Source organism: Leisingera sp. M658 (genome assembly GCF_025144145.1).
Classification (GTDB): Bacteria; Pseudomonadota; Alphaproteobacteria; order Rhodobacterales; family Rhodobacteraceae; genus Leisingera.
Genome location: NZ_CP083546.1, coordinates 688436 through 705920, shown reverse-complemented (window position 1 = coordinate 705920; position 17485 = coordinate 688436). Strand labels below are relative to the sequence as shown.

17 protein-coding genes and 1 pseudogene are annotated in these 17485 nt (G+C 62.3%); 10 read left to right on the top strand and 8 right to left on the bottom strand.

Translation table 11 applies throughout. The features are described 5' to 3' along the window. The first annotated feature begins 363 nt into the window (after positions 1 to 363). From K3724_RS03650 to K3724_RS03635, 4 genes are all read left to right on the top strand, one after another. Positions 364 to 756, top strand: a complete 393-nt coding sequence (locus tag K3724_RS03650; protein WP_259990168.1) for an MAPEG family protein — start codon at positions 364 to 366, stop codon at positions 754 to 756. Positions 757 to 922: 166 nt separating this feature from the next. After that, a complete protein-coding gene (locus tag K3724_RS03645) occupies positions 923 to 1192 on the top strand; it encodes a hypothetical protein (RefSeq protein ID WP_259990166.1) in 270 nt (89 codons plus the stop codon). A 70-nt stretch (positions 1193 to 1262) separates the two neighbouring features. Beyond that, the gene (gene lpdA / locus K3724_RS03640) at positions 1263 to 2654 is read left to right on the top strand and encodes a dihydrolipoyl dehydrogenase (protein WP_259990165.1); all 1392 of its coding nucleotides are present in this window, start codon (positions 1263 to 1265) and stop codon (positions 2652 to 2654) included. A gap of 119 nt (positions 2655 to 2773) precedes the next feature. Then, entirely contained in the window at positions 2774 to 3082 is a 309-nt protein-coding gene (locus tag K3724_RS03635) for an EthD family reductase (protein ID WP_259990163.1), read from the top strand. Between the two features lie 100 nt (positions 3083 to 3182). On the opposite strand, the gene K3724_RS03630 is transcribed toward K3724_RS03635, so the two are convergent. Genes K3724_RS03630 through K3724_RS03620 form a run of 3 tightly spaced genes read right to left on the bottom strand, consistent with a single transcriptional unit; the run spans position 3183 to position 5502 of the window. Then, positions 3183 to 3932, bottom strand: coding sequence for a 1-acyl-sn-glycerol-3-phosphate acyltransferase (locus tag K3724_RS03630; RefSeq protein WP_259990160.1), 750 nt, complete (start codon positions 3930 to 3932; stop codon positions 3183 to 3185). Further along, entirely contained in the window at positions 3929 to 4828 is a 900-nt protein-coding gene (locus K3724_RS03625) for an ABC transporter permease (protein WP_259990159.1), read from the bottom strand. The genes K3724_RS03630 and K3724_RS03625 overlap by 4 nt, the downstream gene beginning before the upstream one ends. Continuing rightward, positions 4825 to 5502 (bottom strand): cell division ATP-binding protein FtsE, encoded by a 678-nt coding sequence (locus K3724_RS03620; protein ID WP_259990158.1) that lies wholly within the window; start codon positions 5500 to 5502, stop codon positions 4825 to 4827. Before K3724_RS03620 ends, K3724_RS03625 begins: the two co-directional genes overlap by 4 nt. 163 nt (positions 5503 to 5665) lie before the next feature. Between K3724_RS03620 and K3724_RS03615 the strand changes: the two genes are divergently transcribed. After that, entirely contained in the window at positions 5666 to 6697 is a 1032-nt protein-coding gene (locus K3724_RS03615) for a zinc-ribbon domain-containing protein (protein WP_311200199.1), read from the top strand. A 77-nt stretch (positions 6698 to 6774) separates the two neighbouring features. Here K3724_RS03615 and K3724_RS03610 read toward each other — a convergent pair whose 3' ends face one another. The 4 genes from K3724_RS03610 to argH form a co-directional block, all read right to left on the bottom strand. Next, a complete protein-coding gene (locus K3724_RS03610; RefSeq protein WP_259990156.1) occupies positions 6775 to 9393 on the bottom strand; it encodes a TIGR02302 family protein in 2619 nt (872 codons plus the stop codon). 37 nt (positions 9394 to 9430) lie between these two features. Then, on the bottom strand, positions 9431 to 10696 hold the full coding sequence (gene lysA, locus K3724_RS03605) for a diaminopimelate decarboxylase (protein WP_259990154.1): 1266 nt from the start codon (positions 10694 to 10696) through the stop codon (positions 9431 to 9433). 813 nt (positions 10697 to 11509) lie between these two features. Beyond that, a complete protein-coding gene (locus K3724_RS03600; RefSeq protein ID WP_259990152.1) occupies positions 11510 to 11686 on the bottom strand; it encodes a hypothetical protein in 177 nt (58 codons plus the stop codon). 36 nt (positions 11687 to 11722) lie between these two features. Continuing rightward, positions 11723 to 13117, bottom strand: coding sequence for an argininosuccinate lyase (argH, locus tag K3724_RS03595; RefSeq protein ID WP_259990150.1), 1395 nt, complete (start codon positions 13115 to 13117; stop codon positions 11723 to 11725). A gap of 22 nt (positions 13118 to 13139) precedes the next feature. Here argH and K3724_RS03590 point away from each other — a divergent pair, with 22 nt between their 5' ends. From K3724_RS03590 to K3724_RS03580, 3 genes are all read left to right on the top strand, one after another. Next, positions 13140 to 13703, top strand: coding sequence for a TlpA disulfide reductase family protein (locus K3724_RS03590; RefSeq protein WP_259990149.1), 564 nt, complete (start codon positions 13140 to 13142; stop codon positions 13701 to 13703). A gap of 58 nt (positions 13704 to 13761) precedes the next feature. Next, positions 13762 to 14391: a DUF4189 domain-containing protein gene (locus tag K3724_RS03585; protein WP_259990147.1), complete on the top strand. Its 630-nt coding sequence runs from the start codon at positions 13762 to 13764 to the stop codon at positions 14389 to 14391. Between the two features lie 89 nt (positions 14392 to 14480). Continuing rightward, complete coding sequence (locus K3724_RS03580; protein WP_259990145.1) at positions 14481 to 14822, top strand: hypothetical protein; 342 nt, start codon at positions 14481 to 14483, stop codon at positions 14820 to 14822. Positions 14823 to 14913: 91 nt separating this feature from the next. On the opposite strand, the pseudogene K3724_RS03575 reads toward K3724_RS03580, so the two are convergent. After that, positions 14914 to 15889, bottom strand: a pseudogene (locus K3724_RS03575) (IS5 family transposase). Between the two features lie 157 nt (positions 15890 to 16046). Between K3724_RS03575 and K3724_RS03570 the strand changes: the two are divergent. Continuing rightward, positions 16047 to 16445: a hypothetical protein gene (locus K3724_RS03570; protein ID WP_259990143.1), complete on the top strand. Its 399-nt coding sequence runs from the start codon at positions 16047 to 16049 to the stop codon at positions 16443 to 16445. Further along, positions 16442 to 17374, top strand: a complete 933-nt coding sequence (locus K3724_RS03565) for a sterol desaturase family protein (RefSeq protein WP_259990141.1) — start codon at positions 16442 to 16444, stop codon at positions 17372 to 17374. The genes K3724_RS03570 and K3724_RS03565 overlap by 4 nt, the downstream gene beginning before the upstream one ends. Positions 17375 to 17485: the final 111 nt, after the last annotated feature.

Genomic DNA, 17485 nt, shown 5'->3' with positions numbered 1-17485 from the left:
GCGTATCCCAAAGTGGAAACTTCGGGATACGCTTCAGTTATGCACTGCTCATAGTCTTTGAGGCGCACATGAAGAATACACTGATCTTCATTTTCGCTGTGTTTTTACTTCTGTTCGGAGCGACAATAATTCGCACTGAAAATCAAAGATATGCTCTAGCTCAGGGATTGTGTCCCAACTTGGACCAGGAAAGCGTCCAAGAGCATAACGCGTGTCTTTTTTTGACGAAAACACGTACGCATGACGCTTGGCACTTATACTATGCGCTAAGACAAACCTTGCAGTTCCCATAAAGTCAGATTGCCCGGTATTTCTATTCTCGACTGTTAGTTGCCTTGCAAGCCCGCATCGGACAGAACTCTAATGACCCTCCCGCTCTGGGGCCTTGTCTGCCTCTCGATCCTCGCCCTGATCCACGTGAGCTGCGACAGCTTCCTGCTGAAGCTCTCGGTGGGCAACGCCTGGACCGCAGGCCCGCGCGACAGCTCCGTCAGCCGCAGCGCACTCGCAGGCCGGGCACGGCGGGCCTTCACCAACTTCCTGGAAACCGCCCCTGTCTTCATCAGCCTCGCGCTGGTCGCGGAACTGGGTGGCCTCAAAAACGCTCTGATTACCGGCGGGATTTATACCTACCTCAGCGGCCGCGTCCTCTACCTGCCTGCCTACCTCATCGGCATGCCTTACCTGCGCACCGCCATCTGGCTCATCGCCACCAGCGGCCTTGCCGCGATGCTTGCGGGAGTGCTTACAGCATGATTATTCACCTTTGCCGAAATACTCCGGGGGAGGCCCGTCAGGGCCGGGGGCAGCGCCCCCTTTCTGCACACCTGACCACAGAACATGCCTTAATTGAGTGGAATCAAAGCGCTCCCTTGCCAATGCAGTGCACTCTGCCTGCAGAAAACACAAAGGAGTAACTCCAATGGCAACCCATGTTCTCTGGCAGGCCGATGTGGCCGATTTCACCGCTTGGCTGACCGTTTTCCGGCAAGACAAGGCCAACCGCCAGGCCGCAGGCATCACCGACATGAACGTCTGGAGCGATCCGGACCGCAACAACCACGCCGTGGCGCTGTTCGCGATCACTGATCTGGAGAAGGCGCGCGCTTTCTTCGGCTCGGAAGAGCTCGCTATGCACCTTGAACGCGACGGGGTCACCAATATCTCGATCAAGATGTTGACCCCCGTCTGATCCTAAGACCACTATCCCCTCATGCGTGTTCCGCCAAACGGAACCGGGGAGAACAGAGGAAAACCAACCCATGTCCCAATATGACGTCATCGTAATCGGCGCCGGCCCCGGCGGCTATGTCTGCGCCATCCGCTGCGCCCAGCTGGGACTGAAGACAGCTGTGGTCGAGGGCCGCGAAACCCTTGGCGGCACCTGTCTCAATGTGGGTTGCATTCCGTCCAAGGCATTGCTGCATTCGACCCATCTGCTGCATGAGGCAGAGCACAACTTTGCCCATATGGGCCTCAAGGGCAAATCGCCGTCGGTCGATTGGGACCAGATGAAGACCTACAAGGATGAGGTCATCACCCAGAATACCGGCGGCATCGAATTCCTGTTCAAGAAGAACAAGATCGACTGGATCAAGGGCTGGGCCTCGGTCCCCGCGGCGGGCAAGGTGCAGGTCGGCGACGAGGTGCATGAGGCCAAGAACATCGTGATCGCCTCCGGCTCGGTGCCATCCTCCATTCCGGGCGTCGAAATCGACGAGAAGATCGTGGTCTCCTCCACCGGCGCGCTGGAGCTGCCGAAGATCCCCAAGAAACTGGCCGTCATCGGCGCAGGTGTGATCGGGCTGGAGCTGGGCTCGGTCTATGCCCGTCTGGGTTCGGAAGTGACCGTGGTGGAGTACATGGATGCGGTCTGTCCGGGGATGGACAAGGACGTGCAGCGCAGCTTCAAGCGGATCCTGGAAAAGCAGGGGCTGAACATCATCCTGGGCGCTGCGGTGCAGGGGGTGGAGACCACCAAAACCAAGGCCAAGGTCAAATACCAGCCCAAGAAAGGCGGCGATGAGGTGACACTGGACGCCGATGTGGTGCTGGTTGCCACCGGGCGCAAGCCCTACAGCGAAGGCTTGGGGCTGGACGCGCTGGGTGTCAAACTGACTGAACGCGGCCAGATCGCCACGGACGATCACTGGCGCACCAGTGTGCCCGGCGTCTATGCCATCGGCGACGTGATCGAAGGCCCGATGCTGGCGCATAAGGCCGAGGACGAGGGCATGGCAGTTGCCAGTGTGATTGCGGGCAAGCATGGCCATGTGAATTACGGCGTCATTCCGGGCGTCGTCTACACCACGCCGGAAGTGGCCACCGTGGGCGCCACCGAGGACGCGCTGAAGGCCGCAGGGCACAAGATCAAGACCGGCAAATTCATGTTCATGGGCAATGCGCGGGCCAAGGCCGTCGGCCAGGCCGAGGGCGGCTTTGTCAAGATCATCGCCGACAAGGAAACCGATCGCATCCTGGGCGCGGCGATCATCGGTCCGGCCGCGGGCGACATGATCCACGAGCTGTGCGTGGCGATGGAATTCGGCGCCTCCGCCGAGGATGTGGCGCTGACCTGCCACGCGCATCCGACTTATTCCGAGGCGGTGCGCGAGGCCGCCCTGGCCTGCGGCGACGGGCCGATTCACAGCTGAACCTGGCAAGTCACCGAACATATCAAAGGGCAGCTCGCCGCAGCTGCCCTTTTTTGATTGGCACGGCTGGCGATCCGCTCTTTACTGAGCCTCGATTTCACCCCGCAGGAGGCACCGCAATGGCCGTTTCTTTACAAGTCATCTACCCCGTCAGTGACGGAAGAAAATTCGACTATGCCTATTACGCGGACACCCACATGAAGGTTGTCGACCAGCACATCGGGCCGCATCTGCAGTCAATTGTGGTGACCAAGGGGCTGGCGGGCGGGCCGGATGTCCCGGCGCCGTTTTTTGCCATCGCCACGATGACCTTTGCCGATCAGGCGGCCATGGACACCGCGATGCAGGCAGCAGGGCCGGCTCTGGACGACATTCCAAACTTTACGGACGTCCAGCCGCAGGTTCTGATAGGCGAAGTCCTCCGCTGATACAGCCCGCCCGGCACCCGCCGGGTAAAAAATTCTTCAAAGAATTTTGCCAAGAAAATTCGAATTTTCTTGGCCCCGGCGAGCGTCCCGCTCCGGCGGGTCAGGCCCGTTGCTCAGTCGCGCCCGGGTCAAACCCGGCTTCCCGCATCAGTTCATCCGACCGGCTTTCTACCCGCATCTCCAGCTGCGCCATAAATTCGTCCCGGCTGCTCCCCGGTTGCATCGGTTCCAGGAACTCCACCACTGCAAGGCCCGGCTTGCGGTAAATACCGCTGCGCGGCCAGAACACGCCGACATTGGTGGCGGCCGGAACGCAGGGCTGGTTCAGCCCCTCATACAGCACTGCAGTACCTATCTTATAGGGCTTGCGGTCGCCCGGGGCCACGCGGGTGCCTTGGGAATAGATGATCAGCTGGCCCGGCTCGCGGCTTTGCGCGGCGACATCCTTGACCATCTTGGCAATGGCCGACCCGCGCCGGCCGCGGTTGACAGGCACGCAGCCCAGACGCTTGGCATAAACACCAATCACCGGGGTCCACATCAATTCGCGCTTCATGATGAAGCGGGCCGAGGGTACAGCGTTGAAGATGATCAGGATATCCAGGAAACTTTGATGCTTGGCGGCGACAATCACTTCATCAGAGGGCACCTGGCCACGGACTTCGGTCTGAATGCCAACCATCCAGCGCGCGGTCCACAGGACCCAGCGCGCATAAGACTTACAGGCCGTGCGCGCACCCTTGGGGGATACCGCGGCCCAGGGAGCAAACAATAGCCCCAGCACCAGCATTGCCAGATACATCTGCAGCAGAAAGACAGCTGAACGCAGCCATTGAACCGGGTTTTTCACGACAGTGCTCCCAAACGTTTGGTGGCGGCTCGGGTGGTGGCGGCAAAGGCCACCAGCGCGCCCAGTACCGGGATCACCAGCGGTACCAGCCAGCCCCAGCCCTGAAAGCCGAGACCGGTCAGGAAGCCGCCTTCATCCGAGGCTTCCGGCATCAGCCAGACGCCAATCATGCCAAGGGCCACCCCCGCTGCAGCGCCGCTTAAGGCGCGCAGAGTAAAGCGGCGTATAAAAGCCTGGGCGATATAGCTGTCCAGCGCCCCGACCAGCCGCAGAACCTCAATCACCTGCGCATTGGCGGCAAGGGCCGCATTGGCGGCCAGGGTGATCATTGCCGCCGTTGCGCTGCCGATCAGCAGGATCGACACCCAGGCCAGCCTGCGCAGCGACCGGGCGGCATCGACCAGCGGGGCACGCCAGCGGGTATGGTCATCCAGAACCGCGCCCGGCACTTCGGCCTGCAGCCGCAGGCGCAGCCCGGCAGCGTCATATCCGGGGTCCTCGCCGGTGACTTCGATCAGCTGCGGCAGCGGCAGGCTGCCAACCGGCAGGCTGGAGCCGAACCAGGGCGCCAGCAGCGCCGCCTGTTCCTCTCCCGACAGCGCGCGTGCGGTGGCCACACCCGGTGTCTGGCGCAGAATCTCCAGTGCCGCCTCGGTCTGTGCTGCGCGTTGCTCTGCCGGCGCGTTGATGCGCAGGGTTGCAGCCCGCGCCAGCTCTGAGGCCCATTGGTCTGCCAGCCGCCCGGAGGCCATCGACAACGCCAGCGCAAAGACAGCAAGAAAGGCCATCGCGCCGGAAACAAACAATGTCAAATGGGCGGTAAAGCCGCTTGGCGGCACCACCCGGTTGGCCTGGGTATCACCCAGGACCAGCCTGCGCAGTTTGCCCTCGGTCATAAGTCCGCCCCCGCCAGCTGCAATTGACGGTTGGAGATCCGCAGCACCCGGGCCTGCACCTGGTTCTTGGCCGCCCGGATCAGCGACAGATCATGGGTCGCCACCAGAATGGTCTTGCCCATCCGGTTCAGCTCGACCAGCAGCTGCAGCAGCCGCTGCGACATTTCCCAGTCCACGTTACCCGTCGGTTCATCCGCGATAATCACATCCGGCGACAGGATGACTGACCGGGCCAGCGCCGCCCGCTGCCGTTCGCCGCCCGACAATTCCGGCGGCAGCGCATGGGCACGTTCAGACAGGCCGACCCAATTCAGCAGCTCGCGCAGGTTGGGTTCCTCATGCGTCAGCTCCCGCCCGGAAACCAGCAGCGGCAGGGCGATATTCTCGATCACCGGCAAATGGTCCAGGAACCGGCAATCCTGGTGCACAACCCCGACGCGGCGGCGCAGATGGGCCATCTGATCGCGGTCCAGCCCCTTTACATCCATGTTAAAGGCCCGCACCCGGCCCGAGGTCGGCATCAGCGCGCCATAACACAGCTTCAAGAGCGTCGTCTTGCCCGCGCCGGACGGGCCGGTCAGGAAATGAAAAGAGCCTGGCGCCAGCTGCACTGACACCCCGTCCAGCAGCTCGCCGCCGCCGTAATTATAGCCCACGTTCTCCAGCTCGATCACTGCTGCCCCCCGATTGCGCCGCAAAAATGGCGCTCCGGTGTTTTGCCCCAAGGGATCAGCAGTTTCAATGGGGCTCTGTTGCCAGGAAACCCCCGCCGCCGCCAGGCTGGGGCGGCAACGGCAATTGACCCTTTCACCGGGCCGCCGGCCTGCATATAATCCCTTGAAAAACAACCTGCCGCCTGCTGGCCGGCAGGATGGTGCCGAGGAGAGCATGATGCGCCTGACCTGCCCGAATTGTGCAGCCCAGTACGAAGTTCCCGAGGACGTGATCCCCGACGAAGGCCGGGATGTGCAGTGTTCGAATTGCGGCCAGACCTGGTTTCAGGCGGCAGCGGGGGCTGTTGCAGCACGCACCGCTGGGGAAGACGCGCCGGACACGGGAGCAAACGGCGAAGCACTTTCGCCAGCAGCAGAAGAACACCCTGAGCCGGACATGCCCGGGGATGTCCCAGAGGAAACTCCAGAGGAAACCCCGGACCAAACCACAGGCGAAATCCCGGACGCCCCCCCTGCACCTGTTCCGGAGCCGCAGGTTCCGGCGGAGCCCGCAGCCGGCGCACCGGAGACCCGCGTAGAGGATGATCCGGACGGTCAGCCGGGCGCGGATGAAACGGAAGCCGCAGACGAGGAACCCCCGGCGCCGCCAGCGCCGCAGCGGACCCGCGCTCTGGATCCTGCCTTGTCCGATATCCTGCGCGAGGAGGCCGAGCGCGAAGTCTCGCTGCGGGCGGCTGAGGGCCACGGCCTGGAAACGCAACCTGATCTGGGTCTCGAGGAAGCCGCAACGCCGGAAGACGAGGCCGCCCGCCGCAGCCGCCAGGCCCGCGACCGGATGGCCCGCATCCGCGGTGAAGACCCGCGCCAGCTGGCCGCAGCTGAAACCGGCTCGCGCAAGGAATTGCTGCCGGATATAGAAGAAATCAATTCAACTTTGCGCTCTGCAGGCAGTGCGGCCCCTGCACCGCAGGCCGCCTCGGAAGAATTGCCGGTGCGGCGCAAAAGCGGCTTTGCCCGCGGGTTTTCACTGTCGGTGATTGCCGCATTGATGCTGGTCATGGTCTATGACAACGCGCCGCTGATCTCGGAAAAACTGCCGCAAGCGGATCCGGCGCTCAGCAGTTATGTCGGCTGGGTGGATCAGATGCGGCTGTGGCTGGATGGCCAGGTCAGATCCCTGACCAGCACCCAGTAACGCCACCCCCGTAACACCGTTCGGTCAGCGTCCTTTTCCTGGCGTTTAAGACACCGGTTGCCGCTGGCGGCCGGATTTCAGAACCTGTCCAGCAGCCGTTGCAGGTAATTGCGCTCCCGCTCGCTGCGCTCACGCTCTCCTGCCCGGCGGCGGATGTCCTCCAGCAAATTCCAGGCGCGGCGGTAGGCATTGCCCTCTCCCACCTTGCCGCCATCATCCACCGATCCGTTGCCGCGGCCCAGCGGGTCCAGCCGCTCGCCCTCAGCCGTGGCCGAAGGTTGCCCCTGGCCATTGCGCTGGCCGTCTTCGCGCTGCGCCAGCGCTTCGCCCAGGTTGCGCATGCCTTCGCGCAACGCTTCCATCGCCTCGGACTGCTGGTCAATCGCCTCGGCTATATCACCGCCGCGCAGTGCATCTTCTGCGCCCTCCATCGCACGGCCCGCCCGGTCCAGGGCTTCGCGGGCGGCATCACCGGCCTCACCGTCCAAATATGGCAATCCCTCCTGCTGGCGCTGCAATTGCCGGCGCAGGGCCTGCTGGCGGTCTGCAAGCGAGCCGCCCGCGCCCGGCTGCTCGCGGCCATCAGGGCCGGAGCCTTCGGGATTGCGGCTGTCCGCACCATCACTGCCTTGTCCGTCCTGGCCGCTGTCACCGCCCTGCCCGCCCTGATGGCTCTGGCCGCGGCCCAGACCGCCGTCACGGCCTTCGTTACCCTGGCTCTCGCCGCTGCGGGCACCGGGGTTGAACTGCTCCTGCAGGTCGCGGAAGGCCTGATCGGAAAGCCCCTGCTGCTCCCGCAGGGTTTCACCCAACCCCTCCATCGCCTGGCGGCCCTCGTCGCCCTGGCCCTGCCCCTGCTGCGCGCGGGTCATCCGCATGTTTTCCATCATTTCCTGAAACTCGCGCAGCGCCTGCTCGGCTTCGGCCATACGGCCCTGCTCCATCAGCTCCTGGATGCGGTCCATCATCGCTTGCAGGTCATCCTGGCTGAGGGTCATCATGTCCTCGGGCATCTCGCCCGGCTCCAATACCTCGCCGTTCGCCTCTGCCTGCCGGCTCAGCTGGCGCATATAGTCCTGGGTCGCCTCGCGCAGCTCCTGCATCAATTGGGCGATCTCCTGATCGCTGGCGCCATCGCGCATGGCCTGGCTCAGCCGTTCCTGCGCCCGCTGCATCCGTTCCAGCGCGTCGCCCACGTCGCCCTCTTCCAGCTGGATCGCAAGATCCCACAGCGCAGCGGTGATTTCCGCCTGCTGCGGCTCCGCGAGGCTGCCCTGCACAGTATAGCTTTCCAGCCGCCGCAGGATGGTGCGCAGCCGCAGGTAACCGCCATAGTCGCGGAACAGGCCTTCGGGGCGGTGCGACAGGGTGCGCAGGATCTGCGCCACCCGCGGCGCATTTGCGCGCGACCACAGCAGATCCCGGCGCTGCTCGACCACCGCAGCCGCCAGCGGGTCAAAGAAACGGCGGGTGACAAGCTCGGTGCCAAAGCCAGCAGCCGCCGCGGACTGCCCGGCCTCGTCCACTGCCGAGAACGTGAACACCACCGGCAGGTTGGCCCAAGGGTGCCGGGCGAAATCTTCGATCAGCTTTTCGGTAAATTCCTTGCGCGAGCCTGACAGCGGCAGCGGCAGATCCAGCACAAGCGCCTCGCGCGGGTCGGGGTCTGCCGCCAGCCCGTGGCGCCGCTCCACCGCAGCCAGATCCAATGCTATCCGGACCTGACCCGCAGCGACGCCATAGTCATCGCGGGCCGCAAAGGCCAGTGTTGTGTAGCCGTCGTTCTCCAGCTCCGGCTGGCCCGCAACCGCGACTTTGGGCGGATGATCCGGGATCACCTCCACCTGCCAGCTGCGCCCGCCGGAGCCATCGATTGAAACTGAGCCGCTGCGGTTGACGTCGAATTCGATCGCACCGTCCAAGTCCGGCGGCTGTTCTGCGCTTTGGCCTGTGACGCTCTGCGACAGGTTGAGCGCCCCCGCCTCGCCATAGAACCGCAGGGTGACGCGGCTGCCTTCCGGCAGCTTTAAGTTACCCCCGGCTTGGTCGTTCAAATACAGAACCGGCAAGCGGGTATAGGCGGGCGGCTCTGCCCAGCCTTCCCAGGCCGGTCCGCTGAGGACGGCTGTGCCCTCCGCTCCCAGTTCCTTGATCGACACTGCTTGCCAGATCGACCCGAACAGCAGCGCCACCGCCAGAAACAGCCCCGCAACGTATCGCAACGCATAAGGGTCCGCTGCGGCAACGTTCAGATCCGGTGCAGGCGCCCGCGCCTGTGCCGCGGCCTCAGCCATCCGGCGCTGATGCGCGTTCCACAAAGCGATCGAGGCGGCGTCCTCTGCCCCGATAGCCTGGGTGTCCAGCATCGCTGCAACCGGCCGCCCCGGCAGGGTTTCGTCCAGACGCTCCAAAGCCTCGCCCCGGGCAGGCCAGCGGAACCTCCAGGCACCCCATCCCGCGGCAGCTGCGGCACTCACAACAATAACGATTGAAGCGGCCCAAACCGCTGTTTCCGGCAGCAGCAGATGCAGGCCCAGCATCAGCGCCGCCAGCGCCGTCATCAGCACCGAGGCCAGCGGCCAGAAGCCCCGCATCGCCCGTTCGGCCACAAGTCCGGCCTGCGTCAGCAGCACAGGCCAGCGCAGGCGTTTCAGGACCGGATCGGCCTGCCGGTCATCTCGGCGGAACAAGGACATACGGGCCTCACGTTCTGATGGCCCGCGCCGGATCGCGTCAGAGCCACTCCGGGATGGTATCGCGGTTTATCATCTCTTCATAGTCCGGCCGCCGGCGAATAACCGCAAATTGATCCCCATGCACAAGCACTTCGGGGATCAAAGGCCGCGAATTATACTCGCTTGCCATCACCGCGCCGTAAGCACCGGCACTGCGGAAAGATACCAGATCGCCCGCTGCCAAGGGCGGCAGATCGCGCTGTTTGGCAAAGGTATCGCCGGTTTCGCAGACTGGGCCGACAATGTCATAAGGCTGGCTCTCGGCACCTGGCGCAGGCTCCTGCACCGGCACGATATCGTGATGCGCCTCATACATCGCCGGGCGGATCAGGTCGTTCATCGCCGCATCCAGGATCAGGAAATCACGGCCCTCGCCCGATTTCACATAGATCACCTTGGACACCAGCTGGCCCGCGTTGCCGGCAATCAGCCGCCCCGGCTCAATCTCGATCTCGCAGCCCAGATGGCCCAGCGTCTCCTTGACCATCCTGCCGTATTCCACCGGCAGGGGCGGCGCGGTGTTGGAACGCTCGTAAGGAATGCCCAGACCGCCGCCCAGATCAAGGCGGCGGATATCGTGGCCGTCGGCGCGCAGGGTTTCCGTCAGCTCCGCCACCTTTTGATAGGCAAGCCGGAACGGTTCCAAATCGGTCAGCTGCGAGCCGATGTGAACGTCAATCCCGACCACGTCCAACCCCGGCAGGGCGGCGGCGCGGGCATAGACGTCCCGCGCGCGGGCAATCGGAATGCCGAATTTATTCTCGGATTTACCGGTGGCAATCTTGGCATGGGTCTTGGCGTCCACATCCGGATTGACCCGGATAGTGATGGGGGCCACAGCGCCCAGCTCCAGCGCCACGGCGCTGATCACTTCCATTTCCGGCTCGGATTCGACGTTGAACTGGCGGATGCCGCCGGTCAGGGCCACCCGGATTTCCTCTGCCGTCTTGCCGACGCCGGAAAAAACAATCCTGTCCCCCGGAACCCCCGCGGCCTTGGCCCGCAGGTACTCGCCCTGGCTGACCACATCCATGCCCGCCCCGGCCTCGGCCAGAGTTTTTAGGATCGCCTGATTGCTGGCGGCCTTCATCGCATAGCAGACCAGGTGCTCAGTGCCCTCCAGCGCCTCGTCAAACAGGCGGAAGTGGCGCAGCAGAGTTGCGGTGGAATAGACGTAGAACGGAGTGCCCACCGCCGCGGCGATCTCGGAGATGGGAACGTCTTCGGCGAAAAGCGCGCCGTCGCGGTAGAGAAAATGATCCATGGCCCCGCGTTTAGGGCAAAAGGGGCAGATGGATCAAATGATTCCGCCTCTGCCCTCTGCAGGAGACAAGGCACTCTCCCGCCCCCCGCAGATGTATCGAACATGCGCCCGCCGTGACGTGCAAACTTTGAATACCCTTTGCAAAGGGCGGGAGTATTGCGGAAAGCGCCTCGCATTTGACCGTCTTTGAATTTTGAGTATTTGGAAAAAGGTGAAGAGGCACGGGCTGGTGCTTCATCTTTTCAGAAATACTCACTGCACAACGGCCGCACCTGGACGCGTCATCCGAGCGTTGCGTTCCCGGCGCGCGCGCCTGTCACTGCATCTTAAACCCAATAGGCCATTCTCGCTTTGATCGCGGTCACCGCTGGGCCTGACATCCCCGGCACATTGGAACAGGGCCCTTTGGAAAGGGCACGCAGAGACAACGTTCAGCGTGCGGGAGAAACCTCCCGCCTCCGCCTCCAAGGCGGCGCCGCCATTCCTTACTGCTGAAGCTCAGCACCTTTTTGCAGAACGGACAGCAGAAGACAGCAACCGGGCGGACCGAAAGGCAAAAAAGCTTGCGCTTAAAACGTATGAGAAACCCCGACCCGGCCATATCCGGAAACCGACACCCCGGTTGCTGCGGGTTCTTGCTTTTGCGGTGGTTTGGATGCCTGCGATCCGGTATCGCAGGCTGCGAGCCCAATCAGGCACAGAAATACAACTGCAGCTTTCATCACAAAATCCCCAAATGAAAACCGTCCCAGCGGTCGGCAGGGACGGTTCAGAGGTGGTGTGTCAACGGCACCGCGTCAAGTGCGCGGGCCGCTAGAACCCCAGGAAAACACTGACTGGCCCCTTGTGCAGCCCGACCGCGCCGCCCACGTGGACACCGCTGTCCCCGACGCCGACACCGGCGTTCAGTGTCGGCTGCACCGGTTCGCCATCGACGCCGCAGGCGGCCAGAACCGCCAGACCAAGCAATGCAAAGATCATGTTGCGCATTTTCTGCCTCCTTGCCGCGGGCCGCGACTCTCAGCCTCAGCTTGCCAGAATCTCTGTCCAGCGGGCGATCTGCGCGCGCACTTGCGCCGGCGCAGTGCCGCCATAAGACATACGCGAGTTTACCGAATTCTCAACGCCAAGCACAGTGAAGATATCTTTGGTGATCTCTGCATGGACACTCTGCATGTCTGCCAGTGACAGATCCGGCAGGTCGCAGCCGCGGCTTTCGGCCATCGCCACCAGGGTGCCGGTAACATGGTGGGCGTCGCGGAACGGCACCTTCAGCACCCTGACCATCCAGTCGGCCAGATCGGTGGCGGTGGAAAATCCGGACCCGGCCGCCGCCGCCAGCTCAACGCGGTTGCCGGTCATGTCCTTGACCATGCCTTCCATCGCCGCCAGCGCCAGCATCCAGTTGTCGGCGGCATCAAAGACCTGTTCCTTGTCTTCCTGCATGTCCTTGGAATAGGCCAAGGGCAGCCCCTTCATCACCATCATCAGTGCGGTATTGGCACCGAAAATGCGGCCCACCTTGGCGCGGATCAGCTCGGCGGCGTCCGGGTTCTTTTTCTGCGGCATGATCGACGAGCCGGTGGAGAACCGGTCGCTCAGCGTTACAAACCGGAACTGGGCCGAGGACCAGATCACCAGCTCTTCGGCGAAACGCGACAGATGCACGGCGCTGATCGAGGCCACAGACAGGAACTCCAGCGCAAAGTCACGGTCGCTGACCGCATCCAGCGAGTTGGCTGCCGGGCGGTCAAAGCCCAGCGCACTTGCCGTCATCTCCCGGTCTATGGGGAAGGAGGTGCCTGCCAGCGCCGCCGCGCCCAGAGGCGATTCGTTCATCCGCACGCGCGCGTCGCGCACGCGGGACAGATCGCGGCCGAACATTTCCACATAAGCCATCATATGGTGGCCCCAGGTCACCGGCTGCGCGGTCTGCAGGTGGGTAAAGCCCGGCATCACCCAATCGGCGCCCGCCTCGGCCTGCGACAGAAGCGCGCGGATCAGCGCCAAGAGGCCGGATTCCGCCGCGTCCAGCTGGTCCCGCACCCAGAGTTTGAAATCGGTCGCCACCTGGTCATTGCGTGACCGGCCCGTGTGCAGGCGGCCTGCCGGCTCGCCAATGATGTCTTTCAGCCGGGCCTCCACATTCATGTGGATGTCTTCCAGGGCGGTGGAAAACTGAAAAGTTCCGCCCTCGATCTCTGACAAAACGGTGAGCAGCCCTTCCCGAATGGCCTTAGCATCATTATCCGTAATAACGCCTGCTGCGGCCAACATTGCCGCATGGGCCCTAGAGCCTGCGATGTCCTGTGCTGCCATCCGCTTGTCGAACCCGATCGAGGCATTGATCGCCTCCATGATCGCGTCGGGACCTGCGGCAAAGCGGCCGCCCCACATCTGGTTCGAGGATTGATCTGTCATGGTGTGGAACCCCGGAGATAATATGCGTCTGTTTCGTCAGCTTTCCCTTTATATGGCCCTGACCTTGGGTGCAAATGCCGCTGGTGCGGCGGATCAGGCGCAGCTGGAGGGCTTGCGTGAAGACAGCCTCCGCCGCCTGGTCGTGCATTCCGAGCCGCGGGATGTGTCCGCCACCGCGTTTGAGCTGGCCGACGGCGCCGGTACCGCCAGCCTGGAGGACTACCAGGGCAAGGTGGTTCTGCTGAACTTCTGGGCCACCTGGTGCGCTCCCTGCCGCAAGGAAATGCCGCAGCTGGCTGAGCTGCAGGAGGAACTGGGCGGAGCGGATTTCGAGGTGCTGACCATCGCCACCGGGCGCAACTCTCCCGCCGGCATCCAGAAGTTCTTTGACGAGAACGGCATCAGCAACCTGCCGCGCCACCAGGATCCGAAACAGGCGCTGGCGCGCGAGATGGCAGTGATTGGATTGCCGATCACGGTGCTGCTGGACCGCGAAGGCAAGGAAGTGGCGCGGCTCTTGGGCGATGCCGAGTGGAACTCGGACAGCGCCAAGGAGATCGTGAAGGCGATGATCGCGTCAAAGTAGCTTGCGCTTGAGTTTCAAGTTAGTAGCCTGGGGCAAATAGTGACCCCAGAAGACTTTTTTGAGACATTTTCTTTCAGGTCTAGCAGCGGCTGCTGCCGTTCTTTTCTCGATAACCTGCGCTACTCAGGCTGAAGAAATACTGATTGAAGGAACCAGATCCAAACTTTCGATCAATTCGGACATCCGCCTGACGGGCGACATGAAAAAAAGCTTTGCCTTCTTCAAAAAGAATGCGGAGTTCTACGGCGCAATGTTTGTGAATCCGCCAGAAGATCTGGTTGGAGCGTTTTGGAATACAAGCTCCCTTCCGCTGGCTAAGCACTACGCCTTGAAGTCTTGTCAATCCAAGTCCCGAACGCCATCGAGCTGCCAGGCCTACGCAACAGTTCTGCCAAAGAAACACCAGTCACGCCCGGGCAGAACGCTCAGTCAGAGCGGGAATCTCACCTTTGCCGCCTACAGGAAGCAACAAACAACAGGCATCTACGGCGCCTTTGCTGTTGCCGAAAACGGAGACAGCGGTTTTAGCTGGAACTTCGCAAGCAAGAGCCAAGCCGAGGAAACCGCGCTGAAACACTGTGCAGACGATGTCCAAGCCAGCAAAAGCGAAGCTTCGGCGCACGTTCTCAAAAACGTCCTGGAAGCAAATCGATCCAAGTGCCGGGTTGTTCATGTTACTCAGCCCTGAAGCCGCGGCCTGACCTGCCAGGATTTCGCACTACTTCACTCTTGAGTGGGCGTCCCGAAACGGCGCCCGTCGATAGGGTGGAGAGTGAAATGAAACCTGTTGTGTTACTGATCGGCAAGCTGCCGCATGTGATTGGCAATGTCGCAGAGGAGCTGGACCATCTGCCGATCCATTGGCTCGGCGCGCATGACCAGCCCGAGGTGGTGCGCCAGCTGGAAAGTGAGCCGCGTATAGAATGCGTGATCATGGGCGCGGGCCTGGACGATCAGGTCCGCGGCGATCTCATTGGCATCATTGCGGCGCTGCGCCCGGACGTCTGCATCCATCTGAAGGACCGGTCTTCAGGGTCCGAAGGGCTGGTGCCCTTTGTTGAACAAGTGGTGCAGATGCAGGTTCTGGCAAAGCCGCAGCGCGCGGCTGCCACGGTTTAAGCCAGAAACGCCGGCGCGCGGTTTGCATGCCCATCGGCTTTGTTGCACAAATCAGGCGAAGGACGCTCTTCCCCTTATACCCCATACGGACTCAGCCTACAGGCTCAGTGACGGGTATGCCAAGAGCCGTGTAGCGGTTGAGGATGGCGATGCGGACGTGGATTTCTGCAACCTGCCGATCAAAGTCCCTCGCCACCAGCGATTGGCCAAGTAGTTTCATGCAATGCATCTTCGTTTCGACGCGGCTTTGGCAGTGGTATCCGCTCCAACGTCGCCACAAGGTGCGGCCCAGATGTTGCTGCGCACTGACCGCTTCGTTTCGGGCAATCGCTCCGGCGTTCGTCGGGTTCCAGGGCTTGGCATTCTTGCGCGGAGGGATCACGGCATTGGCACCTCTGGCGGCAATCGCCTCGTGGCATTTACGCGTGTCATATGCCCCATCAGCTGTGACGCTGCCGATGTCCTGGTCGGGCGGGATTTGGTTCAGAAGTTCTGGCAGCATGGGAGCATCTCCGACGTTGCTGCTGGTGACCTCGACCATCCGAACCTCCAGTGTTTCTTCGTCAATTCCAATATGTATTTTTCGCCAGATGCGGCGTTTGGGGCCGCCATGCTTGCGCGTTTGTCGGGAAAACAGTCCCCCGGACTGTTTTCTGATCCTCCGCACTCCACTCGCCTTCACCTTCGGCCTTGATACCTGTGCTGTCGATAAGGAGGTGCAATGGACCTTTGGAGCCTCGATATGACAGGCCCACATTCAGTGTTCTCTGGCGGCGGCATAAGGTGCTGAAGTCCGGCGCGGTCCAGTCCAGGCCGACCAATCGCAACAGGCTCTGGACGAACCCAGTTGTCTGCCGAAGCGGCATGCCAAGCAGGATCTTCAACGTCAGACACGTCTGAATGGCGGCATCACTGAATTGTTGTTGCCGACCTCGCTTGCCGTTTGGCGGCGGCGTCCAAACCATCTCCGGATCAAACCAAATTGACAACGATCCGCGCTGCTTCAAGCTGTCATTGTAAGACGACCAATTCTTGGTCTTGTACTTCTTAGGGCCCCAACTGCTCATGTCTTCAGCTATCACGCTGGATTCATACAGTGAATCCCTTCAGACGATTTGTGCAACAAAGCCATGCCCGTCCCTGCCGGTAGGGCGGACTTGCTTGACCCCACGCCACCTTTGACAGCTTCCCGGCGGGCCGGCAATCTGTCCGCGGGAGGACGTCATGCCGCTGGAACTGCTGCTGGCCCTGGTTGCGGGCGGGATATCTGCCATTGCGGTGCTGCTGCACCTGACAGGACGGTCCCGGCAGGCCGTGTTGACGCACGAAAACAGCCGCGCCGCCTGGCTCCGCCAGTTTCCTGCCGATTCCATCACACAGGTGACGCCTGCCTCCAGCGGGCAAGCCGCGCTGGTGATAACCAAGGCTGGCCCCGGGCTCCTTTGGGCCTTCGGTGCTGACACGGTTGGCCGTCACCTGACCATAACTCAAGTCCGCGAGACCGGGACCGGGCTGCGCTTTGATTTCAACGACGTCGCGGCTCCCGGCGTTTCCCTTTCCCTGTCAGAGTACGAGCGCCGGGAATGGCTGGCGCAGGTCGCAACCGCAGCGGAGACCGCATGACCACCCCCATCCATTACCCCGATGTGACTCAGCTGGCAGTGCCGTTCTTCATCGCTGCCATCCTCGCAGAACTGCTGTGGATCGCGCTGAAGAAACGCGGTGGGCGGTATGAGACTCGCGATGCCGTCACCTCGCTGATCATGGGCGCGGGCAGCGTCGCCGAAGGGCTGCTGCTGGGCTTTGCCGCCTGGGGGTTGCTGATGCTGCTGTGGCAGATCACACCGCTGGACATGGGCACGTCCCTGTGGGCGGTGCTGCTGTGTTTTGTGCTGGACGATCTGCGCTATTACTGGGTGCATCGCTTCGGCCACCGGGTTCGCTGGGTCTGGGCGTCCCACGTGAATCATCACTCCAGCCAGCACTACAACCTGACAACCGCGCTGCGGCAGACCTGGACCGGGACATTCACATTCATGATGGTGGTAAAGGCGCCGATGGTGCTGCTGGGGTTCCATCCGGCGCTGGTGTTGTTTTGCGGCGGGCTGAACCTGATCTACCAGTTCTGGATTCATACCGAGACGATAAACCGCCTGCCGCGCTGGTTCGAGGCGGTGATGAACACCCCCAGCCACCACCGCGCCCATCACGGCCGCAATGCACGGTATCTGGATTGCAACTATGCCGGCGTTTTCATCATCTGGGACAGGATTTTCGGCACCTTTGTGCCCGAGCAGGATCGCGACCGCCCCGATTTCGGCCTGGTCCACAACATCGCCACTTTCAATCCGCTGCGCGTCGCCTTTCATGAATGGGCGGGCATTTTCAAGGACATGGCCCAACCCGGCCTCAGCTGGAAACAGCGGTTTCTTTATGCTTTTGCGCCGCCGGGTTACAGCCACGATGGCAGCCGCAGCACCTCAGCCGGGATCAAAGCAGACCACCTCGCCCGCCACCCTGAAGATGCAGGCACTCCCGGCTTTGACGGCTAAGCCTACCGCGGTGGCATCAGGCAGATCATTCAAATTCGAACTTTAATTCCGCTTCAACCCTTTTGCGTGAAACTGCCGGGAGCACCATACTGTGCCACACCTTTGCCGGAA